At 70.1% G+C, this 16,228-nt stretch carries 15 protein-coding genes; 11 read left to right on the plus strand and 4 right to left on the minus strand.

Translation table 11 applies throughout. From position 1 onward, the window contains the following. Window positions 1-165: 165 nt before the first annotated feature. A complete protein-coding gene (locus EES42_RS20375; protein WP_124719683.1) occupies window positions 166-1,278 on the plus strand; it encodes a hypothetical protein in 1,113 nt (370 codons plus the stop codon). 71 nt (window positions 1,279-1,349) lie between these two features. On the opposite strand, the gene EES42_RS20380 is transcribed toward EES42_RS20375, so the two are convergent. Next, a complete protein-coding gene (locus EES42_RS20380) occupies window positions 1,350-2,591 on the minus strand; it encodes an MFS transporter (RefSeq protein WP_241196484.1) in 1,242 nt (413 codons plus the stop codon). Window positions 2,592-3,022: 431 nt separating this feature from the next. Between EES42_RS20380 and EES42_RS20385 the strand changes: the two genes are divergently transcribed. From EES42_RS20385 to EES42_RS20415, 7 genes are all read left to right on the plus strand, one after another. After that, a complete protein-coding gene (locus tag EES42_RS20385) occupies window positions 3,023-4,252 on the plus strand; it encodes a histidine kinase (protein WP_124719685.1) in 1,230 nt (409 codons plus the stop codon). Further along, a complete protein-coding gene (locus EES42_RS20390) occupies window positions 4,249-4,653 on the plus strand; it encodes a roadblock/LC7 domain-containing protein (protein ID WP_124719686.1) in 405 nt (134 codons plus the stop codon). Before EES42_RS20385 ends, EES42_RS20390 begins: the two co-directional genes overlap by 4 nt. Next, window positions 4,650-5,024 (plus strand): DUF742 domain-containing protein, encoded by a 375-nt coding sequence (locus tag EES42_RS20395; protein ID WP_124719687.1) that lies wholly within the window; start codon window positions 4,650-4,652, stop codon window positions 5,022-5,024. The genes EES42_RS20390 and EES42_RS20395 overlap by 4 nt, the downstream gene beginning before the upstream one ends. Continuing rightward, window positions 4,999-5,589: a GTP-binding protein gene (locus EES42_RS20400; RefSeq protein WP_072487819.1), complete on the plus strand. Its 591-nt coding sequence runs from the start codon at window positions 4,999-5,001 to the stop codon at window positions 5,587-5,589. The genes EES42_RS20395 and EES42_RS20400 overlap by 26 nt, the downstream gene beginning before the upstream one ends. A 145-nt stretch (window positions 5,590-5,734) precedes the next feature. Then, window positions 5,735-7,126, plus strand: coding sequence for a cytochrome P450 family protein (locus EES42_RS20405; protein ID WP_124719688.1), 1,392 nt, complete (start codon window positions 5,735-5,737; stop codon window positions 7,124-7,126). A 351-nt stretch (window positions 7,127-7,477) separates the two neighbouring features. Continuing rightward, the gene (locus EES42_RS20410; RefSeq protein WP_124719689.1) at window positions 7,478-8,608 is read left to right on the plus strand and encodes a cytochrome P450; all 1,131 of its coding nucleotides are present in this window, start codon (window positions 7,478-7,480) and stop codon (window positions 8,606-8,608) included. After that, window positions 8,605-9,384 carry an enoyl-CoA hydratase/isomerase family protein gene (locus EES42_RS20415; protein ID WP_124719690.1) on the plus strand — a complete coding sequence of 260 codons (780 nt, stop codon included), beginning with the start codon at window positions 8,605-8,607 and terminating at the stop codon, window positions 9,382-9,384. The genes EES42_RS20410 and EES42_RS20415 overlap by 4 nt, the downstream gene beginning before the upstream one ends. Before the next feature lie 148 nt (window positions 9,385-9,532). On the opposite strand, the gene EES42_RS20420 is transcribed toward EES42_RS20415, so the two are convergent. Then, the gene (locus EES42_RS20420) at window positions 9,533-10,513 is read right to left on the minus strand and encodes a hypothetical protein (RefSeq protein ID WP_241196485.1); all 981 of its coding nucleotides are present in this window, start codon (window positions 10,511-10,513) and stop codon (window positions 9,533-9,535) included. A 270-nt stretch (window positions 10,514-10,783) separates the two neighbouring features. Between EES42_RS20420 and EES42_RS20425 the strand changes: the two genes are divergently transcribed. Both EES42_RS20425 and EES42_RS20430 read left to right on the plus strand, forming a co-directional pair. After that, complete coding sequence (locus EES42_RS20425; protein WP_124719692.1) at window positions 10,784-12,070, plus strand: FAD-dependent oxidoreductase; 1,287 nt, start codon at window positions 10,784-10,786, stop codon at window positions 12,068-12,070. A 179-nt stretch (window positions 12,071-12,249) separates the two neighbouring features. Continuing rightward, window positions 12,250-13,026: a dienelactone hydrolase family protein gene (locus EES42_RS20430; RefSeq protein WP_124719693.1), complete on the plus strand. Its 777-nt coding sequence runs from the start codon at window positions 12,250-12,252 to the stop codon at window positions 13,024-13,026. A gap of 149 nt (window positions 13,027-13,175) precedes the next feature. Here EES42_RS20430 and EES42_RS20435 read toward each other — a convergent pair whose 3' ends face one another. Beyond that, a complete protein-coding gene (locus EES42_RS20435; protein ID WP_124719694.1) occupies window positions 13,176-13,811 on the minus strand; it encodes a hypothetical protein in 636 nt (211 codons plus the stop codon). A gap of 448 nt (window positions 13,812-14,259) precedes the next feature. On the opposite strand from EES42_RS20435, the gene EES42_RS20440 reads away from it, so the two are divergent. Then, on the plus strand, window positions 14,260-14,793 hold the full coding sequence (locus tag EES42_RS20440) for an NUDIX hydrolase (RefSeq protein ID WP_124719695.1): 534 nt from the start codon (window positions 14,260-14,262) through the stop codon (window positions 14,791-14,793). On the opposite strand, the gene EES42_RS20445 is transcribed toward EES42_RS20440, so the two are convergent. Next, window positions 14,771-16,117, minus strand: a complete 1,347-nt coding sequence (locus EES42_RS20445; RefSeq protein ID WP_124719696.1) for a hypothetical protein — start codon at window positions 16,115-16,117, stop codon at window positions 14,771-14,773. The two genes, EES42_RS20440 and EES42_RS20445, sit on opposite strands and share 23 nt — an antisense overlap. Between the last annotated feature and the right edge of the window lie 111 nt (window positions 16,118-16,228).

Below are 16,228 nucleotides of genomic sequence, written 5' to 3' on the forward strand. Positions count from 1 at the left end.
ACCGGGGCCTGACCACCAGGGCCTGACCACCGTCCCCCGCCCACCGGCACCCGTCGATCGGCACCCCTCGACCGGCACCCACCGGCACCCGGCCTCCGGGCGTTCCGGCGGGCTGTTCACACTGGTGGGGTTTCGGAGTGCAGTACGAGTGGACCGGGGGAACGGGTGGAGAACTGGGCGCGGCGGCACCGCGGGTTGTTGTGGGGGGTGGTCTGCGCGCTGGCCGTGCTGGTCGCGGTCGGGGCCTCGGTCCGGGCGCCGCTCAAGGACTGGTGGCTGGCGCGTGAGGCGTGCGGCGGCAAGCTGCCGGGCGGCGACCTGAAGGCCGTACGGCCGGACACGCGGCTCGGGAAGCAGGAGGAGTCCTTCGACGAGGAACTCGGCGAGTACCACTGCGTACTGACGACCGACAAGGACACGGTCGTGGTCGCCGTGGACACCTATCCGGACGGGCCCGGCCGGGACAGGAGGATGTCGTTCATCGGCAGCGCCCGGCCGCCGTACGCCGTGCTGCCGGGCGGGCTGCCCGGCTTCGAGGCCGACAACAGCATCGTCTACCTGATGCCCGAGTGCCCGCGCGGCGGCAAGGGAGCCGCCGCGGAACACCGCAGGCTGCTGGTGGGGACCTGGGCCTTCTTCGCCGAGAGCCGCGAGGAGAAGGCGGCCATGCTGCGGCTCGCGGTGCGGATGACGAACGAGGTGACCGGGAAGCTCGGTTGCGGGGGCGCTCCGCTGCCCGCGCCCGAGGACGGGGCGGTGCCGGACAAGGGTGCGTACGTGCCCCGCGCTGAGGTGAAGGGCACCGCCTGCGACGCTCTGGCCACCACCCCCGTACCGGCGGAGGGGCGCGACGGGCGGGTGCGCGTCGCCGTCGCGGACGGCGGGGTCGTCGGACGTTGCACCCTGTACGCACCGCAGCAGGGCGGCGCCGGCACACGTCCGGGCGAACCGCTGGTGGAACTCACCAGTTGGCTCGGGGACTGGGGTGCCGACCTGCGCGTGACCGGCTCGCTGAAGGGCGAGGGCGTCTTCCGGCAGCCCTCGTCCACCGATTCCCTGGCGTGGGCCGTCGCCGAATGCGATGGCGAGAACATCGGCTTCGGCGCGCAGTGGGGGGAGGACTACTCCCTCCGGAAGGCGGACGGGAAGTCCGGCCCTCCCACGGAGAAGCAACACGGCGAGCGGAGCGCGCTGTTGCGCGAGTACGTGGGCGCGTTCGCGAAGGACCAGGTGCGGCGCGGGAAGTGCACGGGGCTGCGGTTGCCGACGGCTCCGTGACCCTTTTCGAGCGGCCGGTCTCCCGGTACGCCTGCGAGCAGGGGCACGAACACGGGTGAGGCCCCGGGCGGTCAGTCGGTGCGGCTGTCGCGCTCCGGGGCCGGGGGAGCAGCCGGGCTCGGGGGAGAAGTCGGTTTCGGAGCAGCAGTCGGTTTCGGGGCTGCCGGAATGCGTACCGAGGGGATCACGAAGCAGGCCGCGACCGCCAGCGCTCCGGCCAGCATGAAGCCCCGCGCGTATCCGGCCGAGGCGATGAGGCCGCCCAGCAGTGGCGGGGTGAGCGATGCGGCGAGGTTCTGGCCGGTGTTCTGGACGCCCATGGCCCGCCCCGACCAGGCGCTTCCGGCGAGTTCGGCGGTGGCGGTGAAGGCCAGGCCGTTGGTGCTCGCGGTGATGCCGCAGGCCAGGACCATGGCGAGATCCGTCAGCGGCGAGGGCCGGAGGGCGCCCAGCGCGGTCGCGCCCATGACGAGGGCGATGCACACCGACAGCTGCCGCATCGGCCGCACCCGGCTGCCGACCCGGTCGGACCAGCGGCCCGCCAGCACCCGCGACACCGCACCCAGCACCTGGGACAGCACCAGGAGCCGGCCCGCGTGCACGGCGCTCCAGCCCCGTACGTCGATCAGGAACACCATCGCGAAGGCGTTCGTCGCGAACTGCGGTACGCACAGCAGCGCGCTGGAGGCGTGGATGCGCCACAGCGCGGAGTGACGGTAGGGATTGGCGGCCGGTTCCTGTCCCGCCGACCGCGCGGTGCGGGGCGGGTCCGTGGCCAGCGAGCCGACGAGCACGGCGACGACACCGCACAGCGCCGCGCAGAACAGGACGGTGCCCCCGACTCCGTCGTGTGCGGCGAGCGTGGGGACCGTCAGGGCGGCCACGCCCATGCCCAGCGGGGTCGACGTCTGCCGGATCCCCATGGCGAGGCCGCGTTCCCGGGCGGAGAACCATCCGATGACGAGCCGGCCGCTGGCCGCCGAGACGGATGCGCTCGCCGCCCCGGCAAGCGCCAGGAGCACGCCCAGCGGGACCAGACCGTTCACCGTGGCCGCCAGGCAGAGGAGTACGGCGGTCATGGCCAGGCCGGAGGTGATGACGGCCCGCTCGCCGAAACGGTCGGCCAGGGCTCCCCAGACTATGAGCGTCAGCAAGAGGCCGGCGGTGGGGCAGGCGACCAGCAGCCCCACCTGGCCGAGACTCAGTCCGTTGTCCCGCCTCAGTGCCTCCGAGGTGTACGGAAGCCCGTAGAGGAAGGTGCAGGCGACGGTCTGCGCCGCGGTCCCGAGAGCGAGCATCATCCAACGGCGCACGGCAGCCTCCCCGACAGATGTATGTGCAGGGTGCAACCATGACATCGCATCCACCATTCAAGACAGGTCGTCTCGAATCGCGGACATTCCTCACGAGACGGCCATGCCGGAAAGGGTCCGTACGCTCATCCGAGGGCAGTCGGACGGCCCCCGAACAGGCCGCCACCCGGCCCGCATGTGAACATTCGGCGCCAAGAGTGCAACTGGCGTGTCGGTCTTGACAATTGCCTGCCTGACCGATGTTAAGATCATCTTACTTCCAGTGGGCTGATGGCGTATGGGGGCATTCCGGGAGGAATGGATTCCTCGGCCCCACATCCGGAGGGGCCTTCCCTGGGGTGGCGCAAGCCGTGGCACGACCGGCCCGGCAACTGCGGCACATGAGGGAGCGTCAAGCCGTATCCATAGCCATGGCACTTGAAGTGAGTCTCATGACATTTGCACAGGGCCCTCTTCTGTGGGCACTGGTTGTCGTCGCGCTGATCGCCGTAGGTGCCGTTCTGCGGGCTCGCAAGACCAATATCGGGCTTCGCAGACAGAACGCCGAACTACACCAGCAACGCGACATGTTGCAACGTCAGCGGGACGAACTCCATGTCGCGCACACCGGTCTGACGCATCAGCACTCCGCCGAACTGGCCGAGGTCCGCAGGGACGCCGAGGAGGAGACCAAGGCGGTCCTCAAGGCCGCCGTGCGCACCCTCCAGGGGCTCGCGGACGAGCAGCAGGTCGTCATCGAGAACGCCCAGAAGAAGTACGGCGACGACCCCGGCATGCTCGCCGACCTGATGGCCATCGACCACGCCAACAGCCAGTTCGGCCGCCGGGCGCAGGGCATCGCGGTACTGTGCGGCGGCTGGCTCGGGCGCCGGGAGACCGTCGCCTCCGTCTTCGACGTGGCCCGCAGCGCCCAGGGACGTATCCGGCAGTTCGACCGGGTGCGGGTCAACGGGCAGGTGAACTTCTCGGTCGTCAGCAAGGCCGTGGAACCCGTCGCGGTCGTCCTCGCCGAGCTGCTGGCCAACGCCACCAACTACTCCGCCCCGGGCGCCCCGGTGGAGATCAACATCCAGGCCGTCCCGACGGGCGTCTGCCTCATCGTCGACGACGCCGGTCTCGGCATGGGCCAGGAGGAGAAGGACCGCGCGGCGGCCCTCCTCGCGCCGCAGGCCGCGATCAGCGTCTCCAGCCTGGGCATTCCCCCGCAGTTCGGTTTCGCGGTCTCCGGCGTACTGGCCGCCCGCTACGGGTTCAAGGTCTCGGTGGACTCCGTATCCCCCTATGGAGGTGTGCGCGCGGTGGTTCTCCTGCCCGACGAGCTGCTCACCGGCGACGTGCCCTCGCCGCCCCCGGTCGCCGCCGGCCACTACGACGCGGAAGTGGCGGCGCTCCCCCGGCGTCAGGCGCCCGCGCCGTCCCCGACACCGCTGTTCCCCCCGGTCGGACAGCCGGCCGTCGCTCCGCAGCCCACCGGGCCCATCGCCACCACCGCCGGTGGCCTGCCCAAGCGTCGTCGCAAGAGCCCGGTGTCTGTGGTGCCTTCGGCCGAGCCCGGGCCGGTGCGCAGCAACGAGGAGACCGCTTCCCGTCTGGGCGCGTTCCAGCGCGGAACGCGGTCCGGGCGTGACATGACGACGACGGAAGGACCCGAGTTCCAGTGAACCCCGACCTGTCCTGGGTACTCAACGATGTGCTTCAGGTACCCGGCGCACGGCACGCGATCCTCGTCTCCGCCGATGGTCTGCTGCTGGCCAGCTCCAGTCAGATCGGCCGGGACGACGCGGAGACCGTGGCGGCCGCGATGAGTTCCATGCAGTCGCTGAGCCGGGCCGTCGCGCCCTTCATCGGCGCCCAGGCCCCGGGCCGCTGGCGTCAGACGCTGCTGGAGTACGACCACGGCTGGATCTTCCTGATCGCGGCGGGCACCGGCGCCTACCTGGCGGCGGCCGCCGCGGCCGATGTGGACATGGAGGCCATGTCCTTCCGCATGCAGCAGCAGGTCGCCGCGCTGGGGAAGGCGATGACCACACCTCCCCGCCAGGACGCGGGAATCGACGTATGACGGCGCCGGGCGAGGAGCAGGCGGTCAGCAGCGGGTTCGTCCGGTCCTACGTCATCACCGGCGGGCGCGGCCTGCCGGACGCGCAGGACCTCTCCCTCGTCACCCTGGTCACCATCGCCCCCGACCGGCAGCCGCCGCCGAACCCGAGCCCGGAGGTCCGGGCCATCTGGGAGCTTTGCTCCGGCGGCTATCTGTCGGTGGCCGAGGTGGCGGGCCACCTCGGCCAGCCGGTCGGGGTGGCGCGGCTGCTGCTGAACGACTTAGCGGAACAAGGTCATCTGATGCGCCGCAAGGCGCCACCGGCGGCTCAGCTCGTTGACAGGAAGATCCTCGAAGAGGTGTTGCATGGACTCCACGTCCGGTTCGGCTGACAGCATCTATGTCCCGGACGCGGTGCGGCGCGCGGCGAAGATCCTCGTCGTCGGGCACTTCGCCGTGGGCAAGACGACGCTGATCGGCACCCTCTCCGAGATCACCCCGCTGCGCACCGAGGAGCGGATGACGCAGGCCGGCGCGCACATCGACGACCTGCGGGGCGCACCCGACAAGGTGACCACGACGGTCGCGCTGGACTTCGGCCGTCTGACGCTCAGCGACGAACTGGTGCTGTACCTGTTCGGTACGCCCGGCCAGCAGCGCTTCGTCGAGCTGTGGGAGGACATGGCGCGCGGCTCGCTCGGCGCGCTGCTCCTGGTCGACCCGGCCCGTCTCGCCGACACCTTCCCGGTGATCGACCTGGTCGAGACGTACGGGCTGGAGTACGCGGTCGCGGTCAACAGCTTCGATCCGTACTCCCGGCATGCCGAGGAGGAGTTGCGCGAGGCGCTCGATCTGCTGCCGGACACCCCGGTCGTGTACTGCGACGCCCGGGACGAGAAGTCGTCCGCGCAGGCCCTGATCACCCTGGTCCAGCATCTTCTGGCACACGTGGCCTGAGAGGCTGTCACCCGGCTGCCGTACGCCCGGTCTCCGTACGCCGGGGCTCCGTGCGTACGGCTCAAGTCGGGCCGTCGTTTCCGGGCCCCGTTCTCCGTCCGCCGTCCGGGCCCTTCGGGTCCGCGATCACATCGAGGAATCACACATGGACTCGTCACCGGGATCCACCCCGTACAGCGCCCCCACCGGGTGTCCGATGCGCGGTGAGCGGCAGACGTCGCTCTACGGGCCTGAGTTCGCGTCCGATCCGCAGCGCGTGTACGACGAATTCCGGGCGCACGGACTCGCCGCCCCGATCGAGCTGGCCCCCGGTGTGGAGGCCACCCTGGTCGTGCAGCACGAAGCCGCGCTCCGGGTACTGCAGAATCCGTCCTTCTTCGCCCGTGACGCGAGGCGCTGGGGCGCGCTGCGGGAGGGTCGGGTGCCGCTCGACAGCCCGGTGCTGCCGATGATGGCGTACCGGCCCAACTGCCTGTTCACGGACGGCACCGAGCACCTTCGGCTGCGCAAGGCGGTCACCGAGAGCCTCGGCCGGCTCAACACCACCCGGCTCAGCCGGGACGTGGAGCGGATCGCGGACTACCTCATCGACCAGTTCATCGAGCGCGGCAGCGCGGACCTGCTCGGCGACTACGCCAAGCTGCTGCCGCTGCTGCTGTTCAACCAGCTCTTCGGCTGCCCCGGCGACATCGGCGACCGGCTGACCCGCAGCATGTCCGCGATCTTCGACGGCCAGGACGTGCTCCGGGCCAACACCGAGCTGACCGAGTGCCTGATGGAGCTCGTCGCGCTCAAGCGGCGGCAGCCCGGCGAGGACATCACCTCCTGGCTCATCCAGCACCCGGCGGGCCTGCGGGACGAGGAGCTCAAGGACCAGCTCGTCATGCTGATGGGTGCGGGCGTCGAGCCGGAGCGCAACCTGATCGCCAACGCGCTGCTCCTCATGCTGTCCAGCGACACCGGGATCGCGCAGCGGCGGGGCACCGGGATGCTGGTCGAGGACGCCCTCGACGACGTGCTGTGGAACAACCCGCCGATAGCCAACTACGCGACGCACTACCCGGTCCAGGACATCGACCTGGGCGGGGTGACGCTGAAGGCGGACACCCCGGTACTGATCAGTTTCGCCGCCGCGAACAGCGATCCCGCGCTCACCGACGCCCGCCAGACCCTGAGCAAGGGCGCCCATCTGGCCTGGGGCGCGGGCCCGCACGTCTGCCCGGCGAAGTCTCCCGCGCAGCTGATCGCCCTCACCGCGATCGAGAAGATCCTCAACACGGTGCCCGACCTCACCCTCGCGGTGCACCCCTCCACGGTCGAATGGCGGCCGGGCCCCTTCCACCGGGCCCTGGTGTCGCTGCCCGTCCACTTCAGCGCCGCCCCGGCGCGCCGGACCACGCCGCCGGCGGCGCAGTCGCCCGTACCGTCCCGGAACACCGCCGCGGACGAGGCGCCCGCCGCGCACTACGACCACGCGGAGCCGCAGAAGAAGACCAAGGGCTGGTGGAGTTCCTTCCTGGACGTGTTCAGGGTGTGACGCACCGGACATGATCATGGTGGGCCGGGCGACATGTACGCATAACCCGGCCCATCACCCATGTAACTGGAGTGACACAGGAGGAAGTTGGGACGCGAGGGACTGCTGACAAGGGGCTGGAGCAGGGTTTCTCTGTGATACGGGCAACAAAGATCCACGCATGGGCGGCATATGCGGAGGGGTAGGTTCTGCCGGTAACCATGAGACCAGGTCAAGGAACTCTGCGTGAGCGCTATATGTGGCACAGACAGGCCCCCCGTAGACCGCCGTGCCCTCATTTCCCTCCTGAGACGTCTCAAATCGCCCGAGGGGCAGGCTGATCCCTACCCCTTGCTGGCCGATCTGAGAGACATGGGCGATGTCGTACGCGCTCCCTGGGACGCGTACTTCGTCACGGGTTACGACACGTGCAGCGAGGTGCTGCGCGGGCGCAACTGGCTGGCGCCCGACTTCGCCTGGCAGGAACGCCAGGCGGACACCGAGCGCTGGGAAGCCGTCGCCACGCAGGAGATGACCAAGACCCTCTCCCGGCTCAACGCCCCCGAGCACACCTGTCAGCGCCGCAGCCTCGGCAACCTCTTCGACCGGTCGACCATCGAGCGGCTGACCCCACAGGTCGAGGAGCACGTCACCCGGCTCCTGGACGAGCTGGCCGACAAGATGCGCTGGGGGGAGGCCGACTTCGTCAGTACGGTCAGCGAGCAGCTCCCGATCAGCACCATCGGCTCCTGGCTGGGGATTCCGCCCGGGGACTACGCCCACATCCTGGAGATCACCCACGACCAGGTGCACGCCCAGGAGCTGCTGCCCACCAAGAGCCAGCTCGCCGTCTCCGCCGAGGCGACCGAGCAGCTGCGCAGCTACTTCACCGAGCTGGTGAAACAGCGCCGGGCCAGCCCCGGCAACGACGTCCTGACCGGCTGGATCCACACCTGGGACGCGCGGGAACCGGACCGGGACGCGGCGGACGAGATCCTCTACCGGCTCAGCATGTTCGTCACCATCGCCTCGCTGGAGACCACCGCCACCCTGCTGTCGGCCATGGTGGACCTGCTCCTGAAGGAGCCCGGCCGGTGGGAGTGGCTCCGGGAGAACCCCGGGTACATCGACGCCGCTGTCGACGAGGTCCTGCGGTACGACCCGCCGATCCACATCAACACCCGGATCGCGGCCGACGACACCGTGCTGGCGGGCGTCCCGATCGCCAAGGACAGCATGGTCCACGTCATGTACGGCGCCGCCAACCACGACCCCCGGCGCAACGACGACCCGGACACCTTCGACGTCGGGCGCGGCGGAACGCACCTGACCTTCGGTGGCGGCGTGCACTACTGCCTCGGCGCGGCCCTCGCCCGCCTGGAGGCGCGCACCCTCCTGACACAGCTGCTGAAACGCTTCCCCACCCTGCGCGCCGTCTCCCCGGCGGGTTACGCGTCCCGGCTGGTCTTCCGGCGGATCACCTCGCTGGGTGTGACGGCATGAAGCTCTCGCTCCCGCAGTACCTGACCCCGTTCCGGCGGCCGAGCACGATACGCGCCGAGCGCGAGGGCGCCGTCCTCCGCGTGGAGCTGGACACCCCCGCCATCGGCAACGCGGTCACCGAGGCGATGCTGGACGACCTGCTGGCGGTCCTGGCGGTGCCGGACCCCGACGTCCGGGTGCTGGTGCTCAGCGGGGCCGGCGACGACTTCTGCCTGGGCGGCGACCGCAACGAGTTCGCCGACTGGCTCGACGACGACCCGACCGGGCGTGGCATCCGGATCGCCGGTGACAAGGCCCGCCGGGTCTGCGAGGCGATCTCCACCAACCCGGCCGTCACCATCGCCCGGATCCAGGGCAAGGCCATCGGCGCGGGCCTCGCGCTGGCCCTCGCCTGCGATCTGCGCGTGGGCACCGACACCGCCGGATTCCGGCTGCCGGAACTGGCACTCGGCCTCCCCACCGCCTGGGGCGGCGTACTGCCCCGGCTCATCCACGAGGTCGGCGCCGCCCGCGCCCGCGAACTCATCCTCACCGGACGCGCCTTCGACTCCATCGAGGCGCTTGAGCTGTCGGTGCTGCAACGCGTCGTGCCCGAGGTCGAGCTCGACTCGGCGGTCACCGCGTGGACCAAGCCGATCGTGCGCCGCCCCGAGGCCGCCCTGCGCGTCACCAAGGCACTCCTCAACTCCTACGCGGCCCCGACCCGGCTGGCCGACCCGTCCGTACTGGACGCGGAACTCATGGCGACCGTCGCGGCGGCCACCCGGCGGCGGTAGGACCGGATCAACGGACGTAAGCAATCCCGCGCTTCGGGTGCGGGAGCGCCCGCACCGCGCGCTGCGGCTCAGCAGATCACGGTGACGCCGGTGACGCGTGGGGAGTTCTGCGTATTGACAGGCGGCCCCGGTCAGGGCTCGTCTCCGGTCAGGGCTCGGCCGGTAGCGCCGTCGGTGTGGCGTTGAGTCTGGCGACGCGTTCGCGCCAGGGGACGGGTTCGGGGACGGCTTCGGATCGGGCGGCGGCCAGGCGGCAGGAGGGGCATTCGGATTCGCCGAGCAGGGGGCGGAAGACGTGCGGGTCGCCGGGGCCCTTGCATTCGACGGGTTCGAGGAGGGGTGTGCGTTCGTGGGGCTGTTGCCGGGCCGGGGGCTCGGGGAGTTTCTGGATCAGGCGGTAGCGCAGGAAGCCGACGGCCGATCGGACGCCGTCCTGCGGGCGTTCGGCGAGCAGGGCATGGCGTAGGTCGGATTCGCTCAGGCCGCGTTCGAGCCACTTGACGGCCTCCACGGCGAGGCCGCGGGCCTCGCGCACACCCAGGTGCAGTTCGCGGCGGGTGTGGCGCAGCGAGAGCAGGACCCGTTCCGCCCGGGCCAGTTGGGTGGGGTCTGCCGCCGCTGTGGCCTGCGGGGCCGGTTCGGGCGCGGGAGCTGCCGAGAGAGCTGTCGCGGGCTCAGGTTCGGTGGGTGGGTGGGGAGTTGTCTTATCACTGTGGTCTTCTACCGGTTCATAACCACCGGCCGTCCGGGCAGTCGGTGCACCGACCGTCGGAAACTGCTCACTCGGCGGCGGAGTCACGGGCGGGTCGGCCGCCACGACCAGGGGCTGAGCTGTCCGTAAGAGCCCGGCCTGCTCCCTCGTCAGGGGGATGTTCGTGAGGAGTTGCTCGGTCTGCCAGCGGCCGCCCTCGCCCTGGCTCCGCCACTCGTGCACGTAGCCGTGCGCGACCAGCTGCCTCTTCGCCTTCTGGTACACGCGGCCCTTGATGCCCACTTTTCCGGCGAGTTCACCCAACGGCTTGCGGGAGGCATCGTCCGGGAGGCCCTGGACGTAGAGGACCAGGAGCTTCGCGTCACTGTCCAGACGCGGATGACGTACGACATCGTTCGATGCCTTCGTGTAGCGCACAGACGGCGCGATAACATGACGCAGCATTTCCGGTGGCCTCGCAGCTCCACTGGTGGTGTAGGCCCTCGGATTGGTGTTGACGCACCGCCGAGGGCCGCCCCATGCGCACGAAGGCACACAGAGCGTGATGGTGTGGTCACCGTAGCGCACGTTCTCCATCTCCCGCCACGTGGACGGAACTTCACGTGATCACGCCATTGCCCTCGCCCGTGGCGGGGTTCGCCCCGTACGATTGAAACGTATCAATCCCGATCCCGGCGTGAGGCATCCATGCGAGTGCACGAGTACGACATCGTTGTCATAGGCGGCGGGCCCTCCGGCGTCCCGGCAGCCGTCCAGGCCGCCCGGCTCGGTGCGCGCACGCTGCTGGTGGAGAAGAACGCCGGGCTGGGCGGCACGACCACCAGCGCCAACGTCGCGTTCCCGGGGCTCTTCCACGCCTGGGGCGAGCAGGTCATCGCCGGGATCGGCTGGGAACTGGTGTGCCGGGCCGTCGAGTTGGGCGGCGACGAGCTGCCGGACTTCCGCCACGACGAGCGTCCGCACTGGCAGCGGCAGGTGCGGGTGAACGCACCGCTGTACGGGGCGCTGCTCCTGGAGGAGGTCCACAACAGCGGCGTCGAGCTGCGGCTGCACACGATGCCCGCATCGGCGCACTGGACCGGTGAGCTGTGGGAGCTCCGGCTGTGCGGCAAGGACGGGCTCGAAACGGTCACCGCCCGGCGGCTCGTCGACTGCACCGGTGACGCGGACGTGATCGGGCTCGCGGGGCTGGAGCGCCGCCGCAACGCGGCCCGTCAGCCCGGCACCATCGACATCCGGCTGTCCGGCTACGACGTCGACGCCCTTGACCACGACGAGCTCGACCGCAGGCACGCCCTGGCGGTCGAATCGGGGGAACTGCTCGCCTCGGACCTCGGCTCCCGGGGCCGGCCGCTGCTGCCGTTCCTGGCGAAGCGGGGCGAGAACGCGATCCACCTCGTCGGGATCGAGGGCGCGACCAGCCGGGGCCGTACCGCCGGGGAGCTGGCGGGCGCCGCGGCGGTCCTGCGTATCTACCGCTTCCTGCGCACCCTGCCGGGTCTTGAGGACCTCCGGCTCGACTTCCGCGCCTCGGAGGTCGGGGTCCGCGAGAGCGTCACGATCGCGGCCCGCACGACCGTGACCGGTCAGGACTACCTGGCCGGGCGGGTCTGGGCCGACTCGGTGTGCCACAGCTTCTACCCGATCGACATCCACCGCCCGGACGGCAACGGGATCGACAAGACCCATCTGCGCCACGGGGTGGTCCCCACCGTGCCCCGCGACGCGATGGTCCCGGCCGGCAACCCGTACGCCGTCGTCGCCGGGCGCTGCATCGGCTCCGACCAGGCGGCGAACTCCGCGTTGCGGGTGCAGGCCACGGCCATGGCGACGGGGCAGGCGGCCGGGGCGCTCGCGGCGATGGCCGCGGACCGGGGGACGGACGTCACCGGCGTACCGATGACCGATCTGCACCGGGTGCTCGTACGCTCCGGAGCGATCGTGCCGTCGCTGCCGGCGAGCGCCGAGGTCTGACCGCGAAATCCTGTTGGCGGACCACGGCGGCCACTGCTAGCTTTCCGGAGGCCGTGCGAGAGAACGAGGAGGTGGTACCCGTGAACGCAGTATCGACATGGGTGCTCCCCTCCGGGGTCACGGCCGGGCGATAGGTCGTCCGGGAGCGCCGTTCAAGCGCACTCCCGAAAGGCACGACCATGCGATTCACTTCCGAGCAACGCCTCGACGACGGCGTCCTCGAACGCGAATTCACCCTCGGCGAGATCCCCGGCATCCTGTGGACGCCCGAATCCGCCTCCGCATCCGCATCTCCATCCGCCTCCGCACCGGCGCCGCTGATCCTGCTCGGCCACCCTCCCCTCGGGCTGCGCAAGATGTACCCCCGGCTGGTGGCCCGGGCCCGGCAATCCGCGGCGGACGGCTTCGCCACGGCCACCATCGAACTCCCCGGAAGCGGCGACCGGCCCCGTTGGGCCGCCGTCGAGCAGGCCCGCGCCGACCTGCGCCGGGCGATGCAGGCCGGCGAGCCGGTCGGCGACGAGATCGTCGACGCCCTCATCCTCCCGCTGGTCGACAAGGCGGTTCCGGAATGGCAAGCCGCCCTGGACGCCCTCCTCTCGCTGCCCGAGGTCTGCGGCCCGGTCGGGTACTCGGGGGGAGTGATCTCCATCGGCGTCCGGCTGGCGGCGGTCGATCCGCGCATCGCGGCCGCCGTTCTGTTCGCCGGGAGTTTCGTGCCTCGCGCGGTGTTCGAGGAGGCCCGGCAGGTCACCGTTCCGCTGCACGTCCTGCTGCAGTGGGACGACGAGGGAAACGACCGGCAGGCGGCGTTGGACCTGTTCGACGCCTTCGGCTCCGAGGAGAAGACGCTGCACGCCAACATGGGCGGGCACACCGGCGTCCCGCAGTTCGCGGGGGACGCCGCGGCCCAATTCTTCACCCGTCATCTGAACGCGGCAGGCAGCACGCGGTAGGCGCTGTGCGGTAGGCGGCTTCGGCCGGGATGCCGCCATCGGGGACAGGTTCCGGCCGTCCCCGATGGCGGTGGCCGGCGCCCCGATCGCGACTCGGCCAGCCGCTTCTCGCCTCCTTCTGGGTGGCGAACGCTACGTGTTCGGACCGGTCACGACGCGGCCTTGGGCACGCGCGTGTGGATGGTACGGGTACAGCGCCTCCGCCAGTACGCGAAGCAAACTGCTGCCAGCAGCGGTCCCCACAGCAGGAGTGGGGCGTAGGTGAGGTCGAAGAAGGCAAGTTGCCAGCCGTGCATCGACTCCGAGGGGTAGTCGTCCGGGAGTTGCCTGCCTTGGATGGTGAGCCCGGACAACGAGGTGGCGAAGGCGGTGGTCCACAGAACGGTCAGGATCGTGGCGCCAAGGGCGGCGGGCAGGACGGCAGCGAGGGGCAGCACTCTGCGGCCGCCCAGCAGCGGAATCCAGTGCGGGAGGACCTCCCCCCACGCGGCGATCAGCCCTATGGCGGTGAAGGCCAGCAATTCGGAGACGATGGACAAAGCGACGATGTACACCGGACCCGGCAACCACGACGGGAGCTGGCCCGCACCGTGTGCGCCGTCGTCGCCGACATGGAAGACGACGGTCGTGATCCGCCACAGGCCGGAGGGAAGCACGGTGAAGGGGATGACGTAGGCGGCGACCCGGGCCCACCGGGGGACACCGGGCACCGGGGCGTGTGCGCTGTTCCAGGCAGCGCGCAGCCGCTCGGTTGCGGTGGGCGCGGTGGCATGGTGGACAGTCATGCGTGCTCCTCGGGCCATCAGATGTCGCTCGCTTGAGTGGCATCAACGGTCACAGCCGTCCCCGCCCGATGCGTCGCCCACCGGATTGAACCCGGATCCGCTCTGCGGGGTAGAGCGTCATCGGTCTCATAGGCCCTGAGAATGAGCATGCGGGGAGGGCGCGTTCCCTATCTGCCTTCTCCGGGATGGTGCAGCGGATACCGCGTATACGCAGGCAAGCGCGGTTCTTGCGGGAGGCGTACGCATCCCGTAGGCAATGCCCGCAAGGGTGATGTTCACGAGACAGCCGATCGCCGCTTCCATCCCCGCTGCTGCTGTCACCGTGACGCCACCAAGCGCGTGATCAAAACTCGGACCTATTCGTCACTATGACGTGAATCTGCCTGAACCTGGCCGCAGTTCAACCCGGCTCTGCAATGCTGGTAGTCGATCGAGAGGGGCCGCAGCGATGCAGTGGAAGATCCACGGGGAACGTCCGATCTACGAGAACAGCTGGGTGAACCTGTGGCTCACCGACGTCGAGACGCCGGACGGGAACCGCTGGGAGCACCATGTCGTGAAGCTCCGGCACCTGGCCGTGGCCGCCGTGATCAATGAGCGGCGCGAGGTCCTGATGATGTGGCGGCACCGCTTCATCACGGACGCCTGGGCGTGGGAGCTGCCCATGGGCCTGGTCGAGGAGGGTGAGACACCGGCCGAAGCAGCGGCCCGTGAGGTCCTGGAAGAGACCGGCTGGCGCCCCGGCCCGATCAAGCCGCTGATCTACGCCGAGCCGGCCAACGGCATCACCGACTCCCAGCACCACGTCTTCCGCGCCGACGGAGCGACGTACGAGGGACCGCCGACCGAGAAGAACGAGTCGGACCGGATCGAGTGGATCCCGCTGGCAGAAGTGCGAGGCCTGATCGACCGCCGCGAGATCGTCAGCAGCGGCTCCCTCGTCGGGCTGCTCTACGTACTCATGGACGAGACGATCCGCTGACCTGGCGGGGCAGCACTTCCCGGAGCCGGGACTCGAACGCCACCGCGACCGGTTCCCGGCGGAAGGGCTCCAACTGTTCGCAGAACTCCCGCAGGTGGCCGGCGACTCGTTGCGAGCTGACGGCCGCCGCCGGGGCCAGGGCATCCATGGCCGAGTGACAGGCTTCGTCGAGTTTGCCGCGCTGGAGCTGAGTGCGGGCGAGCCAGAAGGCGTGGAAGGCGCGGCCTCGGTGGTTCGTCTGATGCTCTCGGCGAAGAGCGTCCGCGATGAGAGGTTCGGCGAGGGCGGCTTCGCCCAGGCGGCCGTGCGCGATGCCGGTGTCCACGATCAGCTTCGGTTCGTCGAAGTAGGCGACCCAGGCCGGGTCCGGATCACCGGCACTGATCCGTCCGAACTGGGTGTGAGCTTCCGAGATCGCAGTGTGGGTCGCGCCGTGGTTACCGAGGGTGGCGTGGGCGAAGGCTTCGCGCATCGCGAGCATGGCCAGTACGCGTGATGTCGCCCCCGTCGCTGCTCGGGCCTGGTCCTGGGCGGCCGTGACGAGTGCAAGGGCGTCGCCGGGCTTGTCCTGGTAGGTGGCCTGGAGACTCATACAGGCGAGGACGTTGGCCATGAACTGACGGTCGTCGATGGCCCTGGCCAGGCCGAGGGATTCGGTGAAATAGGCGCGTGCCTGGTTGTACTGGCAGGCGTCGAAGTAGGTCCATCCGGTGAGCCGGGCCAGTTCGGCCGCGATGTTGTGCAGGCCCTCCCGCAGGGGAGCAGGCCGCTGTTCCTTGAGGAGATCGACGACGTATCGGAGCTGTCCGACGACGGCCGGCCGTAACGTCTCGCCGCCGTGCTCGTCGTCCCGGCGCCAATAGTCGGCGATCGACGAGTGCAGCGCGTCCAGCGTCGACGGGCTGAGGTCTCGCTCAGCGGCAAGGGCGAGGATGCTGTCCACATCCGCCCCAGGCAGTCCGGCAGCCAGCGGTTCGGTAGCCGAGGCCGGTACCTCGGCCGGTTCGCGGGGGGCGACCGCCAGGCTGGGGGGCGTCTCCCAGGAACGTCGGGCGAGACCGAGCATGTGTCCAGGGATGCGTAGTCCATCAGAGATCCGTTCGATCACGTCCATGTGCAGCAAGTGCCGCCGTCCGGCGATCACCTCGCCCACACGGCTCGGAGTGAGGTCGCAGCGGCGCGCGATCATCGACGGATAGATGCCTGCTCGTGCTCTGACCAGCTGGAAGATGCGGCCGAAGTCTCTGGCCTGGCATGCCTCGATCATCACTGGGTTCGTGAGCAGGCTGACCGGGAGTTCCTTCGAGCGAGGTGGCTCGGGCATCGGGCACGCTCCGGCATGAGGACTACGGATCGCTGCACTTGGTCAACCGGGGGTGATGTTACCCAAGTTGGGTAATCCGCTTGGCCTTTCTGGCCGGGCCCGCGGATCGCG

It is taken from the genome of Streptomyces sp. ADI95-17 (genome assembly GCF_003846175.1).
In the GTDB taxonomy this organism is placed as follows: domain Bacteria; phylum Actinomycetota; class Actinomycetes; order Streptomycetales; family Streptomycetaceae; genus Streptomyces; species Streptomyces sanglieri.

Coding starts and splice junctions, on each gene's coding strand:
- EES42_RS20400 (WP_072487819.1), top strand. CDS start 4,999: ATGGACTCCACGTCCGGTTCGGCTGACAGCATCTATGTCCCGGACGCG.
- EES42_RS20440 (WP_124719695.1), top strand. CDS start 14,260: ATGCAGTGGAAGATCCACGGGGAACGTCCGATCTACGAGAACAGCTGG.
- EES42_RS20435 (WP_124719694.1), bottom strand. CDS start 13,811: ATGACTGTCCACCATGCCACCGCGCCCACCGCAACCGAGCGGCTGCGC.
- EES42_RS20410 (WP_124719689.1), top strand. CDS start 7,478: ATGGGCGATGTCGTACGCGCTCCCTGGGACGCGTACTTCGTCACGGGT.
- EES42_RS20405 (WP_124719688.1), top strand. CDS start 5,735: ATGGACTCGTCACCGGGATCCACCCCGTACAGCGCCCCCACCGGGTGT.
- EES42_RS20395 (WP_124719687.1), top strand. CDS start 4,650: ATGACGGCGCCGGGCGAGGAGCAGGCGGTCAGCAGCGGGTTCGTCCGG.
- EES42_RS20385 (WP_124719685.1), top strand. CDS start 3,023: ATGACATTTGCACAGGGCCCTCTTCTGTGGGCACTGGTTGTCGTCGCG.
- EES42_RS20425 (WP_124719692.1), top strand. CDS start 10,784: ATGCGAGTGCACGAGTACGACATCGTTGTCATAGGCGGCGGGCCCTCC.
- EES42_RS20430 (WP_124719693.1), top strand. CDS start 12,250: ATGCGATTCACTTCCGAGCAACGCCTCGACGACGGCGTCCTCGAACGC.
- EES42_RS20415 (WP_124719690.1), top strand. CDS start 8,605: ATGAAGCTCTCGCTCCCGCAGTACCTGACCCCGTTCCGGCGGCCGAGC.
- EES42_RS20445 (WP_124719696.1), bottom strand. CDS start 16,117: ATGCCCGAGCCACCTCGCTCGAAGGAACTCCCGGTCAGCCTGCTCACG.